The 15454-nt window shown below is 58.8% G+C and carries 10 protein-coding genes and 2 tRNA genes; 8 read left to right on the plus strand and 4 right to left on the minus strand.

The window, feature by feature from the left end; translation table 11 throughout:
- Positions 1-361: 361 nt before the first annotated feature.
- The 6 genes from smc to IEX36_RS06455 all read left to right on the plus strand — a co-directional run bounded on the left by smc (position 362) and on the right by IEX36_RS06455 (position 8819).
- Positions 362-4273 carry a chromosome segregation protein SMC gene (gene smc / locus IEX36_RS06430; RefSeq protein WP_188758433.1) on the plus strand — a complete coding sequence of 1304 codons (3912 nt, stop codon included), beginning with the start codon at positions 362-364 and terminating at the stop codon, positions 4271-4273.
- Positions 4274-4358: 85 nt separating this feature from the next.
- Positions 4359-5042, plus strand: a complete 684-nt coding sequence (locus IEX36_RS06435; RefSeq protein WP_188758434.1) for a hypothetical protein — start codon at positions 4359-4361, stop codon at positions 5040-5042.
- Complete coding sequence (locus IEX36_RS06440; protein ID WP_188758435.1) at positions 5039-5944, plus strand: phosphoribosylaminoimidazolesuccinocarboxamide synthase; 906 nt, start codon at positions 5039-5041, stop codon at positions 5942-5944. The genes IEX36_RS06435 and IEX36_RS06440 overlap by 4 nt, the downstream gene beginning before the upstream one ends.
- Positions 5941-6477, plus strand: a complete 537-nt coding sequence (locus IEX36_RS06445; protein ID WP_188758436.1) for a CvpA family protein — start codon at positions 5941-5943, stop codon at positions 6475-6477. Before IEX36_RS06440 ends, IEX36_RS06445 begins: the two co-directional genes overlap by 4 nt.
- Positions 6478-6532: 55 nt before the next feature.
- On the plus strand, positions 6533-6820 hold the full coding sequence (locus IEX36_RS06450; protein WP_188758437.1) for a helix-turn-helix domain-containing protein: 288 nt from the start codon (positions 6533-6535) through the stop codon (positions 6818-6820).
- 73 nt (positions 6821-6893) lie between these two features.
- Positions 6894-8819, plus strand: a complete 1926-nt coding sequence (locus IEX36_RS06455; protein ID WP_188758438.1) for a type II secretion system protein GspD — start codon at positions 6894-6896, stop codon at positions 8817-8819.
- Here the strand turns inward: IEX36_RS06455 and IEX36_RS06460 are convergent.
- The gene (locus IEX36_RS06460; RefSeq protein ID WP_229668763.1) at positions 8794-9960 is read right to left on the minus strand and encodes a two-component system sensor histidine kinase NtrB; all 1167 of its coding nucleotides are present in this window, start codon (positions 9958-9960) and stop codon (positions 8794-8796) included. The genes IEX36_RS06455 and IEX36_RS06460 overlap by 26 nt on opposite strands.
- A 124-nt stretch (positions 9961-10084) precedes the next feature.
- On the opposite strand from IEX36_RS06460, the gene IEX36_RS06465 reads away from it, so the two are divergent.
- Together IEX36_RS06465 and IEX36_RS06470 are read left to right on the plus strand one after the other, a co-directional pair.
- A tRNA-Gly gene (locus IEX36_RS06465) sits at positions 10085-10159 on the plus strand.
- Positions 10160-10228: 69 nt separating this feature from the next.
- Positions 10229-10303 (plus strand) — tRNA-Cys (locus IEX36_RS06470).
- 98 nt (positions 10304-10401) lie between these two features.
- Here the strand turns inward: IEX36_RS06470 and IEX36_RS06475 are convergent.
- The 3 genes from IEX36_RS06475 to IEX36_RS06485 all read right to left on the minus strand — a co-directional run bounded on the left by IEX36_RS06475 (position 10402) and on the right by IEX36_RS06485 (position 15417).
- On the minus strand, positions 10402-12606 hold the full coding sequence (locus tag IEX36_RS06475) for a glycoside hydrolase family 31 protein (RefSeq protein ID WP_188758439.1): 2205 nt from the start codon (positions 12604-12606) through the stop codon (positions 10402-10404).
- Positions 12607-12823: 217 nt separating this feature from the next.
- Positions 12824-13603 carry a tetratricopeptide repeat protein gene (locus IEX36_RS06480; RefSeq protein WP_188758440.1) on the minus strand — a complete coding sequence of 260 codons (780 nt, stop codon included), beginning with the start codon at positions 13601-13603 and terminating at the stop codon, positions 12824-12826.
- On the minus strand, positions 13600-15417 hold the full coding sequence (locus IEX36_RS06485; RefSeq protein WP_229668764.1) for a CRTAC1 family protein: 1818 nt from the start codon (positions 15415-15417) through the stop codon (positions 13600-13602). The genes IEX36_RS06480 and IEX36_RS06485 overlap by 4 nt, the downstream gene beginning before the upstream one ends.
- Between the last annotated feature and the right edge of the window lie 37 nt (positions 15418-15454).

Here is a 15454-nt window from a genome sequence, read left to right on the forward strand (position 1 = left end):
TGCCTTTGGGAAAGCAGATTCCGACGAACTCAAACGTTATTTCTTGCGCTACTCAATCGGCAAGGAGACCATACCACCCACAACCTGCCGCCAACCCCACCGTACAGGATTCGCAGAATCGTTAGATGGTCAGATCCAGGAGGAATTGCTTCTCGGGGAGGCATTTCAGCAAAGATTTTGCACAAGATCCAGCCGTCCGAAGCATCACTCCCGCTAGCCATAGTGTTAGGGACGTTTTATCCACAACCCGTAGTATTGTTTCCGTTGATTCCCGCCTCAACCACGGCTACAGTGAATGCAGTCCTAACAGACACCGGCGAGTCGCGGCGGAAGTGCCCGGATCTCGCCCGGGAGGTTGAACTTGCTCAAGATCAAAAAAGTCCAGATTCTCGGCTTCAAGTCCTTCTGCGACCGGACCGAAGTGCAACTCTCCGGCGAAGGCATTGCAGCCATTGTAGGGCCCAACGGTTGCGGCAAATCAAACATCTCCGACGCCATCACCTGGGTGCTCGGCGAACAGTCGGCCAAGTCATTGCGCGGCGTCAAGATGGAGGATGTCATCTTCGCTGGCACGCGAGACCGCAAGGCCACCGGCATGGCCGAAGTCTCACTCACGCTCGTCGATCCTGACGTCTACGACAGCGCCAGCGCGCTCCCCGACGAGCCGGAGATCGTCATCGACGACGCCGTGCCGACAGACTGGGACGAAGCCGCCCTGCGCCGGCAGCACGCCGAGGAGACCGAAGAAGCCGTCGCCGAAGCGCAGCCAGGCACCGTGATCGAGACCGAAGGCCAGCCCGTTCCCGCGGCTGAAACTGCAGCATCCGCCGAAGACGCAACAGCCAACGAAGGCGCAACAGCCAACGCGGCAAATCCGAACAATGTCGTGTTAAAGATTCGCCGTCGCAAATTCAACCGCGCTCCCGTGCGCGCTGGTGAACTCACCATCACACGTCGCCTCTTCCGCAGCGGCGATTCCGAATATCTACTCAACGGCAAGATCTGCCGCCTGCGCGACATTCAGGACATCTTCATGGGCACCGGCCTCGGCGGCGAGAGCTACGCCATCATCGGACAGGAGCGCATCGGGCAACTGCTCTCGGCCAAGCCGCACGACCGCCGCTCCATCATCGAAGAGGCCGCAGGGATTACGCGTTTCAAAACCAAAAAGCGCCTCGCCGAGCTCCGCCTTGAGTCGGCCAAACAGAACCTCGCCCGCGTCAACGACATCTTCGAAGAGGTCACGCGCCAGATGGGCTCGCTCAAGCGCCAGGCCGCCAAAGCCGAGCGTTACGGCGCACTCCGCGATGAGCTGCGCGGACGCCTCCGCGTCGTCCTCGCCAGCCGCATGGCTCAGATGGACGCCGAACAAGCAGCTACCGTCGAGAAGATCAATGCGCTGGCCACGCAGATCGACGCGCAAGCCACTTCGGTCGACGCCATGGATGCCGAGCACAGCGAGGGCATCCGCAAGGGCTACGAGCTCGACCAGAAGATCCGCGAAGCGGGCTCACAGGCGAACCAGTCCGCTGTTGAACTGGAGCGCATCACGGCGCGCACCGCGGCTAATGCCGACCGCGTCTCCGAGCTGACTGCTCGTATGGCGACTGGTACGGACGATCTGGCCCAGGCGCGTGAGCAGCTCGCTTCGCTGGCTGGTGAGTTGGAGCAGCACCGCAGCTTTTTGGAGAACGCTACGGCTGAATCTGCCGGCTCGCGCGACGCGGCGCAGAGCCAGCAAGCACGCGCACAGGAGGCATCCCGCGCTGTCGCAGTCGCAGAGCAGCAGGCCGAGCAGAACCGCCGCTCGACCATGCAGCTTGTGCAGCGCATCTCGCAGACCCGCAACGAAGAGGCACAGGCCGCAGCCGCGCTGGCCGGGCTCGAGCGCGAGGCCGAGCGTCTGCTCTCCGAGAGCGACACGGCGAAGCAGGAGCTCGAAGCCCTCGGCGTACAGCGCGGCCAGGTAAAGCTCACCTTCGAGTCAGTCACCGAGCGACTCAAGCGGCTCGAAGCAGAGATCACCGAGATGCGTCAGCAGATTCAGACGAAGCGCACGGAAGAGTCCGAATCAAAGCGGAACGGAGACAAGCTTCGCGGTGACGTGGCCAGCCTGAACGGTCGCCGCAATTCGCTCGAAGCTCTCATCCGCGAGCACAGCTACTCGACCGACACCGTACGCAACATCTTTAAGACCGCCGCCTACAAACAGAACCTCGACGGCATGGCCGCTGTCGGCACACTGGCCGACTTCCTCGAAGTCGACGGCAAGTACGAGAGCGTCGTCGACGAGTTCCTCCGCGATGAACTCAACTATATCGTCGTCAAAAGCTGGGACGCCGCCGACAAGGGCGTGCATCTGCTCCAGACTGATGTGGCCGGACGCGCAACGTTCCTGGTGCATCCCAACGATGCGCAGGCGAATTTTGCGTTTGCGGAAGGGATGAAGAGCGAGGCGCAGACGAGCATCGAGGGCATCGAAGGCGTGGTGCCGCTCAAAAGCTGCGTGCGTGTGCTGGATGGCTTTGGCAAGTCGCTCGAAGTCATTCTGCCTAAGCTGCGCGAAGGCTTCGTTGCGCCGGACTCCTATACGGCGCGGTCGCTGGCCCTTTCGCACCCGCACGCGTTCTTCCTCTCACCCTCCGGCGAGACCTTCCACAATGTCACCGTCACCGGCGGAAGGCCGCGTGCGCAAGGCCCGCTTGCGCTCAAGCGCGAACTGACCGAGGTGCAGAAGAACGTCGAGCAGGCCGAACAGGACCTCGCCCAGACCGACGTCAACACCACCGCACTCCAGCACCAGATCACGGAGCTGAACGCTGCCATCGAATCCAAAACGCAGGAGCGGCGCGAGGCTGAGCGCGAGTCGGCCAACTCCGGCGCGGCGCTTCGGCAGATGGAGTCCGAGGCCGCGCGCATCGAGCGCCGCCTGCAGGACTGGGCCCTCACCACAGAGCGCAACCGCGACGCCCGCAACCAGAAATCCGACCTCATCGCCCGCCGCCAGCAGGAGGCCACGAACTTCGAGACCGAGCGCACCACGCTCGAAACCAATCTCGGCGAGTTGCAGTCCCGCATCGAGCAGCTTCGCGCCGAACGCGAGCAGTTGCAGCAGGCCGCAGCAGCGGCGGCGGCTGATCTGGCGGGTCTTGAAGAGCGCCGCCGCAACGCCCAGGCCAACTTCGACCAGACACAGCGCCTCTCGAATGGCCAGCAGCAGCGCATCCAGCAGATCGAGCAGCAGCTCTCCTCGGCCAGTGCTGAAAAGCTTCGCCGCGAGGAAGAATCCGCTCAGCTCGCTGTGCAGCACTCAGATCTGTCCGAGGTACGCGCCAACGCCGTCGCCGAAGGCACGCGCCTGACCGCCGAAGCCACCGAGTTGCGCACAGCCACAGCCGAACTCGATGCGAAGCTCCGCGTGCTGCGCCACGAAACCGAGGCGCTACGCGAAGAGCGCTCAGGCCTGAGCGCGCGCGCTGCCAAACTCGCCTCCGACATCGAGCACATCGAAGCCACTTGCCTGAACGACCTCGGCGCCGAAGCTGCAACGCTGCGTGCAGACACCGAGGTCCAGCGCATCGAAGGCGACGAGCTCCACACGCAGGAAGAAGAAGCACGCGCCCTCAAGCAGAAGCTCGAATCCATGGGCCCTGTCAACATGATGGCGCTCGAAGAGTACAACGAGACTGCCCAGCGCCACGCTTTCCTCGAAACCCAGCGCAAAGACCTGCTCGACTCTATCGAGAACACGCAGGCCACCATCAAGGAGATCGACGAGATCTCCCACACCAAGTTCGACGAGGCTTTCAAGGTCATCAACGAAAACTTCTCGATGACCTTCACCAAACTCTTCGGCGGCGGCCAGGCCTCGATGAAGCTGACTGACGAGGAGAACTCCGCCGAAAGCGGCATCGACATCATGGCGTCGCCTCCGGGCAAGAAGCTGCAGAACATCCTGCTGCTTTCGGGCGGCGAAAAGGCCCTCACTGCGCTCGCACTGCTGGTCGGCATCTTCCAGTTCCAGCCTGCTCCGTTCTGCATTCTGGACGAGGTGGACGCGCCGCTCGACGAGACCAACGTAGGCCGCTTCGCCAAGCTCATCCACGACATGAGTGCCAGCACCCAGTTCGTCGTCATCACCCACAGCAAGCGCACCATGGGCCAGGCCGACGTAATCTACGGCGTCACCATGCAGGAGCCCGGCGTCTCGAAGGTCGTCAGCGTCAACCTTGCCCGCCGCGACACGGCAGACAATCGCCGTGCCGTCGCCTGATTTCTCTGATGAGCTTATGCGCAGGCGGAGCGACCCACTTAGGTGCTCCGCCTATTTTTTTGGGCTGGTCTAATCTAGGACAGGAATGCATCTGCCACTCACCTTCGGTCTTATTTCTGCGCTCACGGCAGCGATGCTCGTCGTACGCGTTTATTGGCAGCGCATCCCCCGCGCATTCAAGACAGCTCTGGTCGTTTTTGCCGCGGGAGTCATCATTATCTTCTTCGGTGCCTATGCGACCAAGTGGCGCATCTCTTCAGGTCGACTCAATTTCGCATTCTGCTGGGCTCTTCTGGCAAGCTGGGAAATTTTGCTGCTGCTCTTTTCCCTCCTCAAGCCACGATGGCTCACCGGCATCATCGCAGTGGTCATGCTGCTTCCATTACTCTCTGCCAGCATTATCTTCCCGCTGGCCTCTGCCCTTGGTCCATTACCGGCCACGACCATCGATCTGGGCGACCACATTCTCAGCGAACGAACTCCATGGGGCACAGGCACATTCCGAACCACCGGCACTGATCTGACCCTTTACTACCAGCCCGCATGGATGCCGTTCCTCCGTCTCTCTCTGCGCTCGGCACGCTACTACAACGGCCAGTGCGACGCGGACGCAGCTTATGCTGTGCTCCAGCCGGATGGTTCGCACGTCCAGATGGTCTGTCCCGCAGCCTCTTACCTTCCCGCGGACTCGGCACGCACCATCACGCTCCCGCTCTATCGCTCCATGTTTCACTCTCCCATCAAGAAAGCGACATCGTCACCCCAATGAACCAAGCACTCTTGCAGACCGATCTCGGCAATCTCCCCCTCACCGCACGCGGCAAGGTACGCGACATCTACTCGCTCGCTGACGATCAGCTCCTCTTTGTCGCCACCGATCGCATCTCTGCCTTCGACCACGTCCTCGGCAGCGGCATCCTCGACAAAGGTCGCATTCTCACCCAACTCTCGCGCTTCTGGTTCGACTTTCTTGCCGACATTGTCCCCAACCACGTCGTCACCGCCAACGTGCGCGAATTCCCCACTACACTCCAGCCTTACGCGGCACAGCTCGAAGGCCGCAGCATGGTGGTAAAACGTGCCGAGATGTTCCCCATCGAGTGCGTGGTGCGCGGCTATCTCTCCGGCTCTGGCTGGAAGGACTACCAGAAGACCGGCGCCGTCTGCGGTATCAAGCTTCCCGTTGGATTGCGAGAGTCCGACCGACTACCAGAGCCCATCTTCACGCCTGCCGCAAAGAACAACGTCGGTCATGACGAGAACATTTCCTTCGACCAGGCAGGTGCCGTCATTGGCCACAAGCAGGCCGAAGAGCTCCGCGATCTGACCTTCGCCATCTACAAAAAAGCCAGCGCGCACGCCGCCAGCAAGGGTCTTATCCTCGCCGACACTAAATTCGAATTCGGTTCCTACAACGGCAAGACCATCCTTGCCGACGAGGTGCTCACACCCGACTCTTCGCGCTACTGGCCCGCCCAGGGCTACCAGCCCGGCGGTGCTCAGCCTTCGTTCGACAAACAGTACGTCCGCGACTATCTTGAATCCATTCGCTGGAACAAGCAGGCCCCCGCACCCTCGCTGCCCGACGAGGTCATTGCCCGGACACGCGAGAAGTATATGGAGGCCTTCTACCTTATTACGGGCCGCCAAAGCCTTACTGAAAACGCATGACTCCGTTCGACTGGGTACTGGTCGCCATCGTCGCTTACTCCACCCTGCTGGCCTTCATGCGCGGCATCGTGCGCGAGCTTTTCGCGCTCGGAGGCCTCATCGGCGGCATCCTGCTCGCCGCATGGAACTACAGCCGCGTAGCAGCCGCGCTTGGCCGGTTCATCACCTCGCCCGAGCTGGCGCAAACCGTGGCCTTCGTCCTCATCCTGGTCATCGTCGCCATCGCGGCCACGCTTCTCGGCAAATCCATCCATTCGACGGCCCACGCTATCGGCCTGGGCTTCTTCGACCGCCTGCTCGGTGCTGCCTTCGGCTTTGTCCGCGGATGTCTGATAGGAGTTGTGGTCCTCCTGGCGGTCGCGGCCTTCTACCCTCATTCCAAATGGACCGAAAATTCCCGCTTAAGTTCCTATTTCCTAACCGGGGCTCATGCTGTATCCTTCGTTGTACCCTACGACCTGCGCCAGCAAGTTGTAGACGGCGCCGAGATGCTCAAGCACAAAGCACCGGATTGGATCAAACCGCTAAAATAGGGTCACAATAAAAAAACGGCCATCGACAGATGAGACCGTGAGCGAGGAAAAACCTTTGAAGCGCGAAATGGACGGACTTGTCACTCAGATGCACGGCGCCGGCATCCCCTATGCTGAAGCCGTTCGCCAGTTTAAGAAGCGCTACATCCTTGAAGTCCTCGCGCACCACAAAGGCAACCAGTGCAAAGCCGCCGAAGAGCTCGGCATGCACCGCAACACGCTCAGCCGCACCCTCGCCGAGCTGGACATGAACACGGCGATGATCCGCAACGGAATGCGCCGCCCGGTAGCCAGTGAGCGCCCCGACCGCCTGCGCATCCAGAACGTCGCCAACGCCCGCTAAGTTCCAGGTACCAGTGCTCACTGGAGTACGGGCGCGCGCCATTTGCCATCGGCATCGTCTAATCTTTTAGTAGATGAAGCTCCCCGCCCAGCCGCGCACCTCCGCCTTCCGGCGTTCGACGGCAGCCCTCGCGCTGGCGGGCTTCACTGCTGTTTCGCTCGCCCAGGCACCTGCAGCCAAAGGGTCAGACAAACCCTCCAAGCCTATCAGCGAGATCCTCACTACAAGCCAGCGCACCGAAGCCGACAACGCGTATCTCACCGGCGCACGCCTCTTCGAGCGCAAAGACTTCGCTGGAGCCGAGACGCAGTTCCAGAAAGCCGCCAAGCTTAATCCCTCGGACCACAACTACGCGCTCGCGGCCAACATGGCCCACACCGAACGGGTCACCGACCTGCTCCAACAAGCTGGCAAGGCACGCCTGGCCGGTCAGCAAAAGAAAGCTGATTCCCTGCTCGCCGAGGCCCGCCAGCTCGACCCTGAAAACGATATCGTCCCCGAGCGCAGCGCTGACTCTGCGCTCGCCCACGTCTTCCGTCCCGAAGCAGAGCCTTGGCTTCGCCAGGCGCCAGAACTCGCCGGCCCTATCGTGCTAGCGCCCAATGCAAGCTCGCAAAGCTTCCACATCCACACCAACGAGCAGCAACTCATCCGTCAGGTCTTCCAAACCTACGGCATTCGCCCCGTCTTCGACGAGTCCGTATCGCAGCAAAGCCTCCGCTTCGACATCGACGACGTCCACTACACGCAGGCCTCGTCGATTCTTCTCTCGATGGCGCACCTGTTCAGCGTGCCACTCGATGCCACCAGCGTCCTCATCGCCAAAGATACCCCCGACAACCGCCAGCGCTTCGAGCGCCAGCTCCAGGAAACCATCTACGTCCCCGCCGCAACCAGCGAAGAGATCGACTCGCTTGGCAACGTCATCCGCCAGGTCTTCGGCGTCAAACAGCTCACCGTCGCAAAGGAGTCCGGCGACCTTGTCCTCCGCGCGCCCGCCGACACCCTCAAAGCCGTCAACCTCACCCTCCACGACCTGCTCGACAACACCGACGAGGTCATGATCGAGCTCCGCCTCTACACCGTCGACACCACCCGCCAGCGCCAGATCGGCGGCCAGACCCCGCAACAGATCGGCGTCTACAGTGTCGCAAGCGAAGCGCAGCAAATAGTCAGCCAGAACCAGACCCTCGTCAACCAGGCCATCGCTCAAGGTCTCGTTCCCGCCAACGCCAGCAACGTCACCATCGCGCTCGCGCTCATCGCCTCCGGCCTCGTACAAAGCACGCTGGTCTCCAACACCATCGGCCTCTTCGGCGGCGGCCTCACCGCATCAGGGGTCACCGAAAACCAGGGCGCTGCATTCCACCTCGCACTCAACTCTTCCGATACGCGTGGCCTCGACGATATGCAGGTCCGCGTCAGCAACCGCCAGACAGCTACCTTCCGTATCGGCACGCGCTACCCCATTACGACCGCAACCTACACCAACGGCATCAGCGGCATCTCGTCCTCTGCACTCGCAGGCGTCAACGTCAACGGCGTCCCCGCCTCGCAGCTCCTGTCACAGCTCGGCACGCAGGCCACCATCCCTGAGATCCAATACGAAGACCTCGGCCTCACTCTCAAGGCCGTACCCTCCGTGCAGAAGTCCGGCAACATCACCATGCAGATTGACCTCAAAATCGAGTCGCTCGCAGGCACGTCGTCCAACAACATTCCCATCCTGAACAACCACTCCTTCATCTCCGACGTCACCGTACCCGACGGCGAAACCGCTGTGCTCGCCAGCTCTGTCACCCGCTCCGAATCCGCCGCCATCGACGGCCTGCCCGGCCTTGGCGAGCTGCCCGGCTTCCAGACTCTCACCTCCGACAAGACCGCCGAGAAAGACACATCCGAGCTGCTCCTGCTGATCACCCCACATGTCGTGCGCAAGCGTCACGACCTCATCGCCAGCCCACCCGTCGTCGTCAATCTGCCTCAGGACTCAGACTGACCGAGGGCTCCACCGGCAGCCACACTGTAAACGCCGTGCCGTGCCGACTGGTGCCGCGTCGCGTTCTGAACCGAATGCTCCCGCCATGCTTCTCCACAATTCCCTTGCTCACCCACAGCCCCAGCCCCGTGCCGGTCATCTCTTTCGTCGTCTGAAAAGGCTGGAAAAGGCGCGGCATGATTACATTGCTGATACCCTCGCCCGTATCGGCCACAGTCAGCCGCACGCCACGCGCGCCCGTGTCAGCGTCGCGTTGCCCATGCAACCGGACATACAGCATCCCTCCGCCCGGCATCGCATCCAGAGCATTGCGCACCAGATTATTAATCACCTGGCGCACCTCACCCTCCAGGCACACAATCTTTGGCGCAGCCTTCAACTTCAAATCGATTGCAACATCGCGCACCAGCAGCCGTCCTGTGTAGAGAGCCATGACCGAGCTGAGCAGCTCTGTCATGTCCACCTCCACCGGCCGCGTGTGCTGGCGATGAAAGCGCAGCGTCTGCAGCGTAATCTCGGTCACTCGCTGAAGCTCATCCTGCGCCAGCCCTGCATACTGCCGCACCTCATCCATCTCGTTGGCGTGTTGAATCAGGTAAAGCAGATTGGTGATCGACTCCAGCGGATTGTTGATCTCATGCGCAATCGACGAAGCAAGCTGCCCAATCGAAGCAAGCTTTTCCAGCTTCCAAAGCGCCCGCTCCTCAGCAAACATAGATCCCGCCTCACGCAACGTCACCGCAACACCTTGCTGCACGCCATCCACAACGACCGGCTCCGAGGAGATCTCTACCGCCAGTTCCATGCCATCTTTGCGAACCAGCGCGCCGGCCCAATGCCCTGCAGGCTGTTTGCCGAGAAAGATACTATGGACCTGACAACCGGCAATCTCCTCGACTTGCCCCGGACCATGACGATGCACCAGGTCGTGCAGAACGGCGCCAAGCATCTCCTCGGGTGAAAACCCGAGCATGTCGGCGGCGGCGCGGTTGACCAACATAGAGCGCCCGTCAGGGTCGAGCCCGCAGATCCCCTCCGTGGCCGAATCGAGCAAGGCCTGCCAGTGTTCCTTTTGCCCCCAAATGGGCGGCGTCTTCGGCATCATCCATATCTGCCCCATCGCCATCCGCGCCTCACGCAAGCAGCCCCTTCTCAGCAGATGAGATGCAGCTTTCGACGTTGGCGGCTGCCTGAGAGATGCAGAGTCCGCGGAGCACTCCGCGTTGACCTCGCGCCAGCAGACCGTTATACTTACTGAAGTGAGAGCGGGAGTAGCTCAGTGGTAGAGTGCTTCCTTGCCAAGGAAGATGTCGCCGGTTCGACCCCGGTCTCCCGCTCCAGAAATCCCCGCCCGCTCTACCCATCATCTACAATTCAGACGGGCTAAGATGTTGTAAGCCCACCCGCAAGGCGCGGTACCCAAGTGGTAAGGGAGAGGTCTGCAAAACCTTTATGCGTCGGTTCGATCCCGACCCGCGCCTCCAACTCCTCTCAATACTTATAACGGCTAATTCACCAGGTTCGTGCGGTCAGCCGCCAGTCGGGCACGGATACTCGGCGTGAGCTATGACCCGGTTCGGGCTCAGGGCACGGTGATATGCGTAGGCGTCCCATCGTAATCGAGTGAGAGATACTGCGCCGATGGGTCGGGTCCTGTGCCGTATCCAGGCCGCACAACGACTATGTGGAACGAAAGCTTCCGAGGCATGCCGACATAGCTCCCCTGGCGCGCGCCGATTTCCAGCGTTCTTGTTGCATCGTGCCAATGGATGGGCGTGATCGCATACTCGCCCTTCTCATAGTTGTAGCCATCGCCGGCATCGTTGTAGAGATTGAAGTTTCCATCCGCTCCAGGAAATATCCGCAGCACGATCGGTGCGTCGGGCGCCTGCTCTACATACTCTCGCGCGGGGCCGAGGGGAAGAATAGAGCCAGCGCGCACGTACAACGGGATGCGATCGAGCGGCGCCTGCGCCAGGATTTGCTGTCCGCCATTCAAGCGATCGCCGGTCCAGAAGTCGTACCATCCCTCGGCCGTCGGAAGGTAGACCAGGCGCTGGCGGGAACCCTGATCCGTGACAGGTGCCACGAGAAGCGCCGGACCGAACATAAACTCGTCCGCGATATCCCGGACACGTTCGTCCTGTCTCCAGTCCATAACGAGTGGCCGCTGAATCGTGTAGTCATCGTGCGTCACTCTCCAGGCGAGCGAATAAATATAAGGTACGAGGCGCTCACGGAGCTTGTCGTAAGAGATCAGGGTTGGCGTTTGCGAACCATAGGAGAAGAGTTCGTTGGACTTGCGATGTCCGTGGGTGCGCAGTATCGGACAGAAGGTCCCGTATTCGAACCAGCGCGTGTAGGTCTCCTGATACGCAGGATCGTCTGGCTCATAACCAAAGTACCCACCGACATCCGTGGTCCAGTAAGGCATTCCCGAGATAGCAAAATTCAAGCCAGCCGGGATCTGCCGCTTCAGCACAGAGAAGGTGGTTGCTATGTCGCCTGACCATTCAACCGTAGAATTTCGCTGTTGCCCTGCAAAGGCAGAGCGGGTGAGGATAAAGACCCGCTTTGGACTCATCGTCCCGCGCCAATGTTGATACACATTGCCCGTGTGCATCAGCGGAAAGACATTAAGATACCGCGCCCCCGGTCCGATGGAGAGCGTCTTGTCCTCCAGCGCGCGGTCGCTTTCACCTCCCCATATCTCCGGCTCCGAACTGTCTAACCAAAAGCCATCCCAGCCTTGCTCAAAAAGTGGGTGGATGAGGTGATTCCAATAGAAGTCACGCGCTTTCGGATTCGTGGCATCATAAACGGGCGTGCCTGGAATCAGGAAGTGCTGCTGGCGCATCTCCCGATATGCATCGGAGCTTGTATCTAACATCGCCCACGTCGAAATAATGGCGTGGACATGGCTGTCATGCAGTTCGCGTAAAGCACCCGGCACATCAGGATTGGGTTTCAGGTACTCGTCGGTGTATTCCGGGTCACCCTGCTTCTTCCACCAAAACCAATCTTGCACAATCATGTCCAGCGGCACATGCTGTGCGCGATACTCGGCGGCGATCTGTTGCAACTGCGCCGCTGATGTGTAGCGGTCTTTCGACTGGATGAAGCCATAGGCCCACCTGGGCAGTAGCGGAGCGTCGCCCGTCAACATGCGGTAGTGATGAATCACCGCATCCATGTCTGGACCGTAGAGAAAGTAGTAGTCGATACCCGAAGTAGCATCCGCCGTGAGCTTCAATTCCCGCTGAAAACGGTTATCGAAGAGAGAGCGTGAGGCGGTGTTCCAGAGAACACCGTAGCCATTGGAAGAGAGAAGCAGCGGAATAGCAATGTCGCTATTCGTTTGAGCGAGCTCAATCACGGAGCCGCGATAATTGAAGACACCGCTCTGATGTTGTCCAAGACCGTAAAACCCTTCGGCCATTCCCGGATCAAACCGATCACTTACTTTGTACAGTGACTGCCCACCGACTTCGACGGGTGTATATCGTCGAGCAAAGCGGTGGCTCTCCTGAAGCAACACCGAACCCCCAAGACTGGAGAAGGTGAGTGCGCCGTCCGACAAAGTAGCGGAAACAATTAATGCTGAACTCTCTATTCTGGCCTTTCCCTCTGCAACCTCAAATTTTGACGTCGAAGGCTTGCAGGCACTGACAAGCCAGGGCTCCACGCCGGGAGGCGATACCGGTCCCGCAGGCTTCGTCGTGATGTGCACGATCTCCGGCGTGCAGAACACCAGGTCAACCGCTTCCTGCTGGCTGGATAGACGCATTCCCCCGGGAATCTGCACCGCGGTTACAGGAACGGGTTGAGGTCTGTCGGACGATGTCTGCCCAATCGCAGGGGAAAGTAGAAACAACCCAGCAAATAGTAAGCTGAAAGACCCGACCCAGTTTGAACGCATTGAATCTCCTTAAGCAGCATCCGGCGCAAATACAGGTAGACGTATGGATCGATCGGCCGCAGAAATCCTACAGCATGCTATCAACTCATCTGCTTGTTGCCTGTTGAGCAGCCAGAAACTTTTCTAAGTGTGCTTTTGCCAAAGCCGGTTGATTCAGCTTCCGATAGAGCGTTGCAAGAAGATAATGAATCTGGGCATCGCTGGTATCGAGTGCAGGCAAAGTCAGGGCCCTTTCTCCTTCGACCGTGGCACCCTTGAAATCTCCCTCCTGATCTAGCCCCTTTGCAAACTCATAGTGCGCATCGCGGGACTCTGGATTAATCTCGATTGCCCGTCGATCTTTTCTAATGCCGTCCTGCACCCGGCCGAGTGAGAACAGAAACTTCCCGTATGCAACGAGAATCTCCGCGCTCAGCGCCGATTTCCCAGGAGAAAGATCCTCTGCTCGTTGGTAGAGCTCCAACGCCTTGGTCTCATCTCCGAGAGATTGGTAGGTCATTGCAAGATAGAACGCCGGCAATGGGCTCTCGGGAGAGAGAGTTTGAGCCTTCAAAAGTGGCGAAAGCGCCGAGTTAAAATCGTTCTGTTTGTAAAAAAGTACGCCGAGGTAGAACTGCGCCTCCTCAGAAGTTGGATCGGCCGTAATGGCGGTGATAAGGCAGCTCTTGGCAACATCCAGGCGGTGTGCAAAGGTAGCCAGCCGGGCCTTGAGAACCAGGGCCGGAACCATATATGGGTCCTCATGCAAGGCAGAATCAACTTCGCTGACTGCTTCAGAAAATTTCTGCCGGGCAAAATCCTGTTTTGCGTTCTGATAATGTTGCGCCGGACCAACTGCGAGTTGGAGTGCGAGAAACCAGATCATAAAGGCCTACTCCTGGTGGACGATCTGGCTTTGCGAGGACCACCATCTTGTACGACAGTCAGGATCTGATCGGCCTTCACATCTTTGAGCACTTGTTTCACGCCCGTTGGCCATGCAAGCTCAATTCGGTCCACAACGGTCGCGCTCCCCAATCCAAAGTAAACGCGTTTATCGCTGGACGAATTGTAGCCAACAGCCGTCGTGACCTCATTGTATTGAACGCCATTCGCGGTCGTTATCTTCACCTTTGTTCCCAACCCGTCTCGATTATCTGCCACGCCAACAAGCTTCAAGATGATCCAATGATTGTGATTCGTGGACCGATTCATCAGCAACTGCGGCTCTGCGTTAAGGACCGTGACCACAATATCGACCTTCCCATCATTGTCTAAATCGCCGAATGCGGCGCCGCGGTGTGCAGCCGGCATGGAGAAACCAGCTCCCGCCTGTGCACTTACATCCTTAAATACCCTGTTACCCAGATTGCGATAGAGTCCATTGGGAAGCGGATAAGGCTTATGATTCACCTCCATTGAGTTGTCGAGAATCGCGGAGCCTGCAGCAAAAATATCCTTGTTCCCGTCGTTATCGAAATCAAATATTCCCGTTCCCCAGGCGGTAAAGCTGGTCGTCATAGCAGCCAAGCCAGTCGCTTCCGTGACATCTTCAAACTGTCCACCACCCAGGTTGCGAAAGAGAGGGAAGCTGTCACCATACATCGCGGTGAGAAAGATATCGGGCTTTCCATCATTGTCGACATCACGAAAATCAGCTCCCATCCCCGCAACGGTTTTGCCGTTTTCGTTGTAAGCTACGCCGGCAAGAAGTGCCGCGTCGGTAAATGTTCCATCACCATTGTTGTGCAGCAGAAAATTCGGGAAAGTGTCGTTGGAAACAAAGATGTCGGTAAACCCATCGCCATCATAATCCGCAAAGGCGACACCCATACCTTTGCCTACATACTTCGAAATACAAGACTCCTCCGAAACATCAGTGAATGTGCCGTCCCCATTGTTCCGATACAGGATGTTAGGCGTGCCACGATATTCATTAGGCGAGCAATAGTCGACAATGTTGCCTGTTTTGCAACTATGAGCTGCGGAGATAGAATAATCCAGATAATTAACTACAAATAGATCGAGTAATCCGTCGTTGTTATAGTCAATCCACCCTCCGGCAACGGCCCATGGCTTGCCCTTTCCAGGAACGACACCACTAACTCCCGCCTTCTCCGTCACATCTGTGAAGGTCCCGTCTCCGTTGTTATGAAAGAGTTGATTGCAGTTAAATCCCGTCACATACAGATCTACAAATCCATCGTTGTCGTAATCACCCGCTGCTACTCCCATGGAGTAGCCAACACCAGCCAAGCCAGCCTTTTCCGTGACGTCTGTAAAGGTCCCATCTCCATTATTGCGAAAGAGCCTGTTGTAGAAACTGGGATCACTCTTTCCTAAGGACGGAATCTCTGCTCCGTTCGTAAAGAAGATGTCCAGAAGCCCATCATTGTTGTAGTCAAACAGAGCAACGCCGCCTGTCATCGTCTCTATAGAGTAGCGTTGGGGACTGACACTGTTCTTCAATACAAAACGTAGCTTTGACGCGTGAATTATGTTCTCGAAGACGATTGGCGTTTCAGCCGATTGCCCGGCAGCAGATGCGCTTCTTTCGGCGCCGTGTTGCCCCGGGGGCTTCCGTGATCCGGTCTTGGCGTTTAGGAAGGATGCGTGTAATGCCGATAGGGATCGGGAGTTCAAGGTCCCTGCACTCAGAGCAGCCAAACCTCTTACAAAATCGCGTCGTGTAGTTGCCAACTTCATTTCCTGAAAGTTGACAGGCCAGATGAATTCA

Origin of the sequence: Edaphobacter acidisoli (assembly GCF_014642855.1) — a bacterium.
In the GTDB taxonomy this organism is placed as follows: Bacteria; Acidobacteriota; Terriglobia; order Terriglobales; family Acidobacteriaceae; genus Edaphobacter; species Edaphobacter acidisoli.

Coding starts and splice junctions, on each gene's coding strand:
- IEX36_RS06435 (WP_188758434.1), top strand. CDS start 4,359: ATGCATCTGCCACTCACCTTCGGTCTTATTTCTGCGCTCACGGCAGCG.
- IEX36_RS06480 (WP_188758440.1), bottom strand. CDS start 13,603: ATGATCTGGTTTCTCGCACTCCAACTCGCAGTTGGTCCGGCGCAACAT.
- IEX36_RS06475 (WP_188758439.1), bottom strand. CDS start 12,606: ATGCGTCTATCCAGCCAGCAGGAAGCGGTTGACCTGGTGTTCTGCACG.
- IEX36_RS06455 (WP_188758438.1), top strand. CDS start 6,894: ATGAAGCTCCCCGCCCAGCCGCGCACCTCCGCCTTCCGGCGTTCGACG.
- IEX36_RS06445 (WP_188758436.1), top strand. CDS start 5,941: ATGACTCCGTTCGACTGGGTACTGGTCGCCATCGTCGCTTACTCCACC.
- IEX36_RS06440 (WP_188758435.1), top strand. CDS start 5,039: ATGAACCAAGCACTCTTGCAGACCGATCTCGGCAATCTCCCCCTCACC.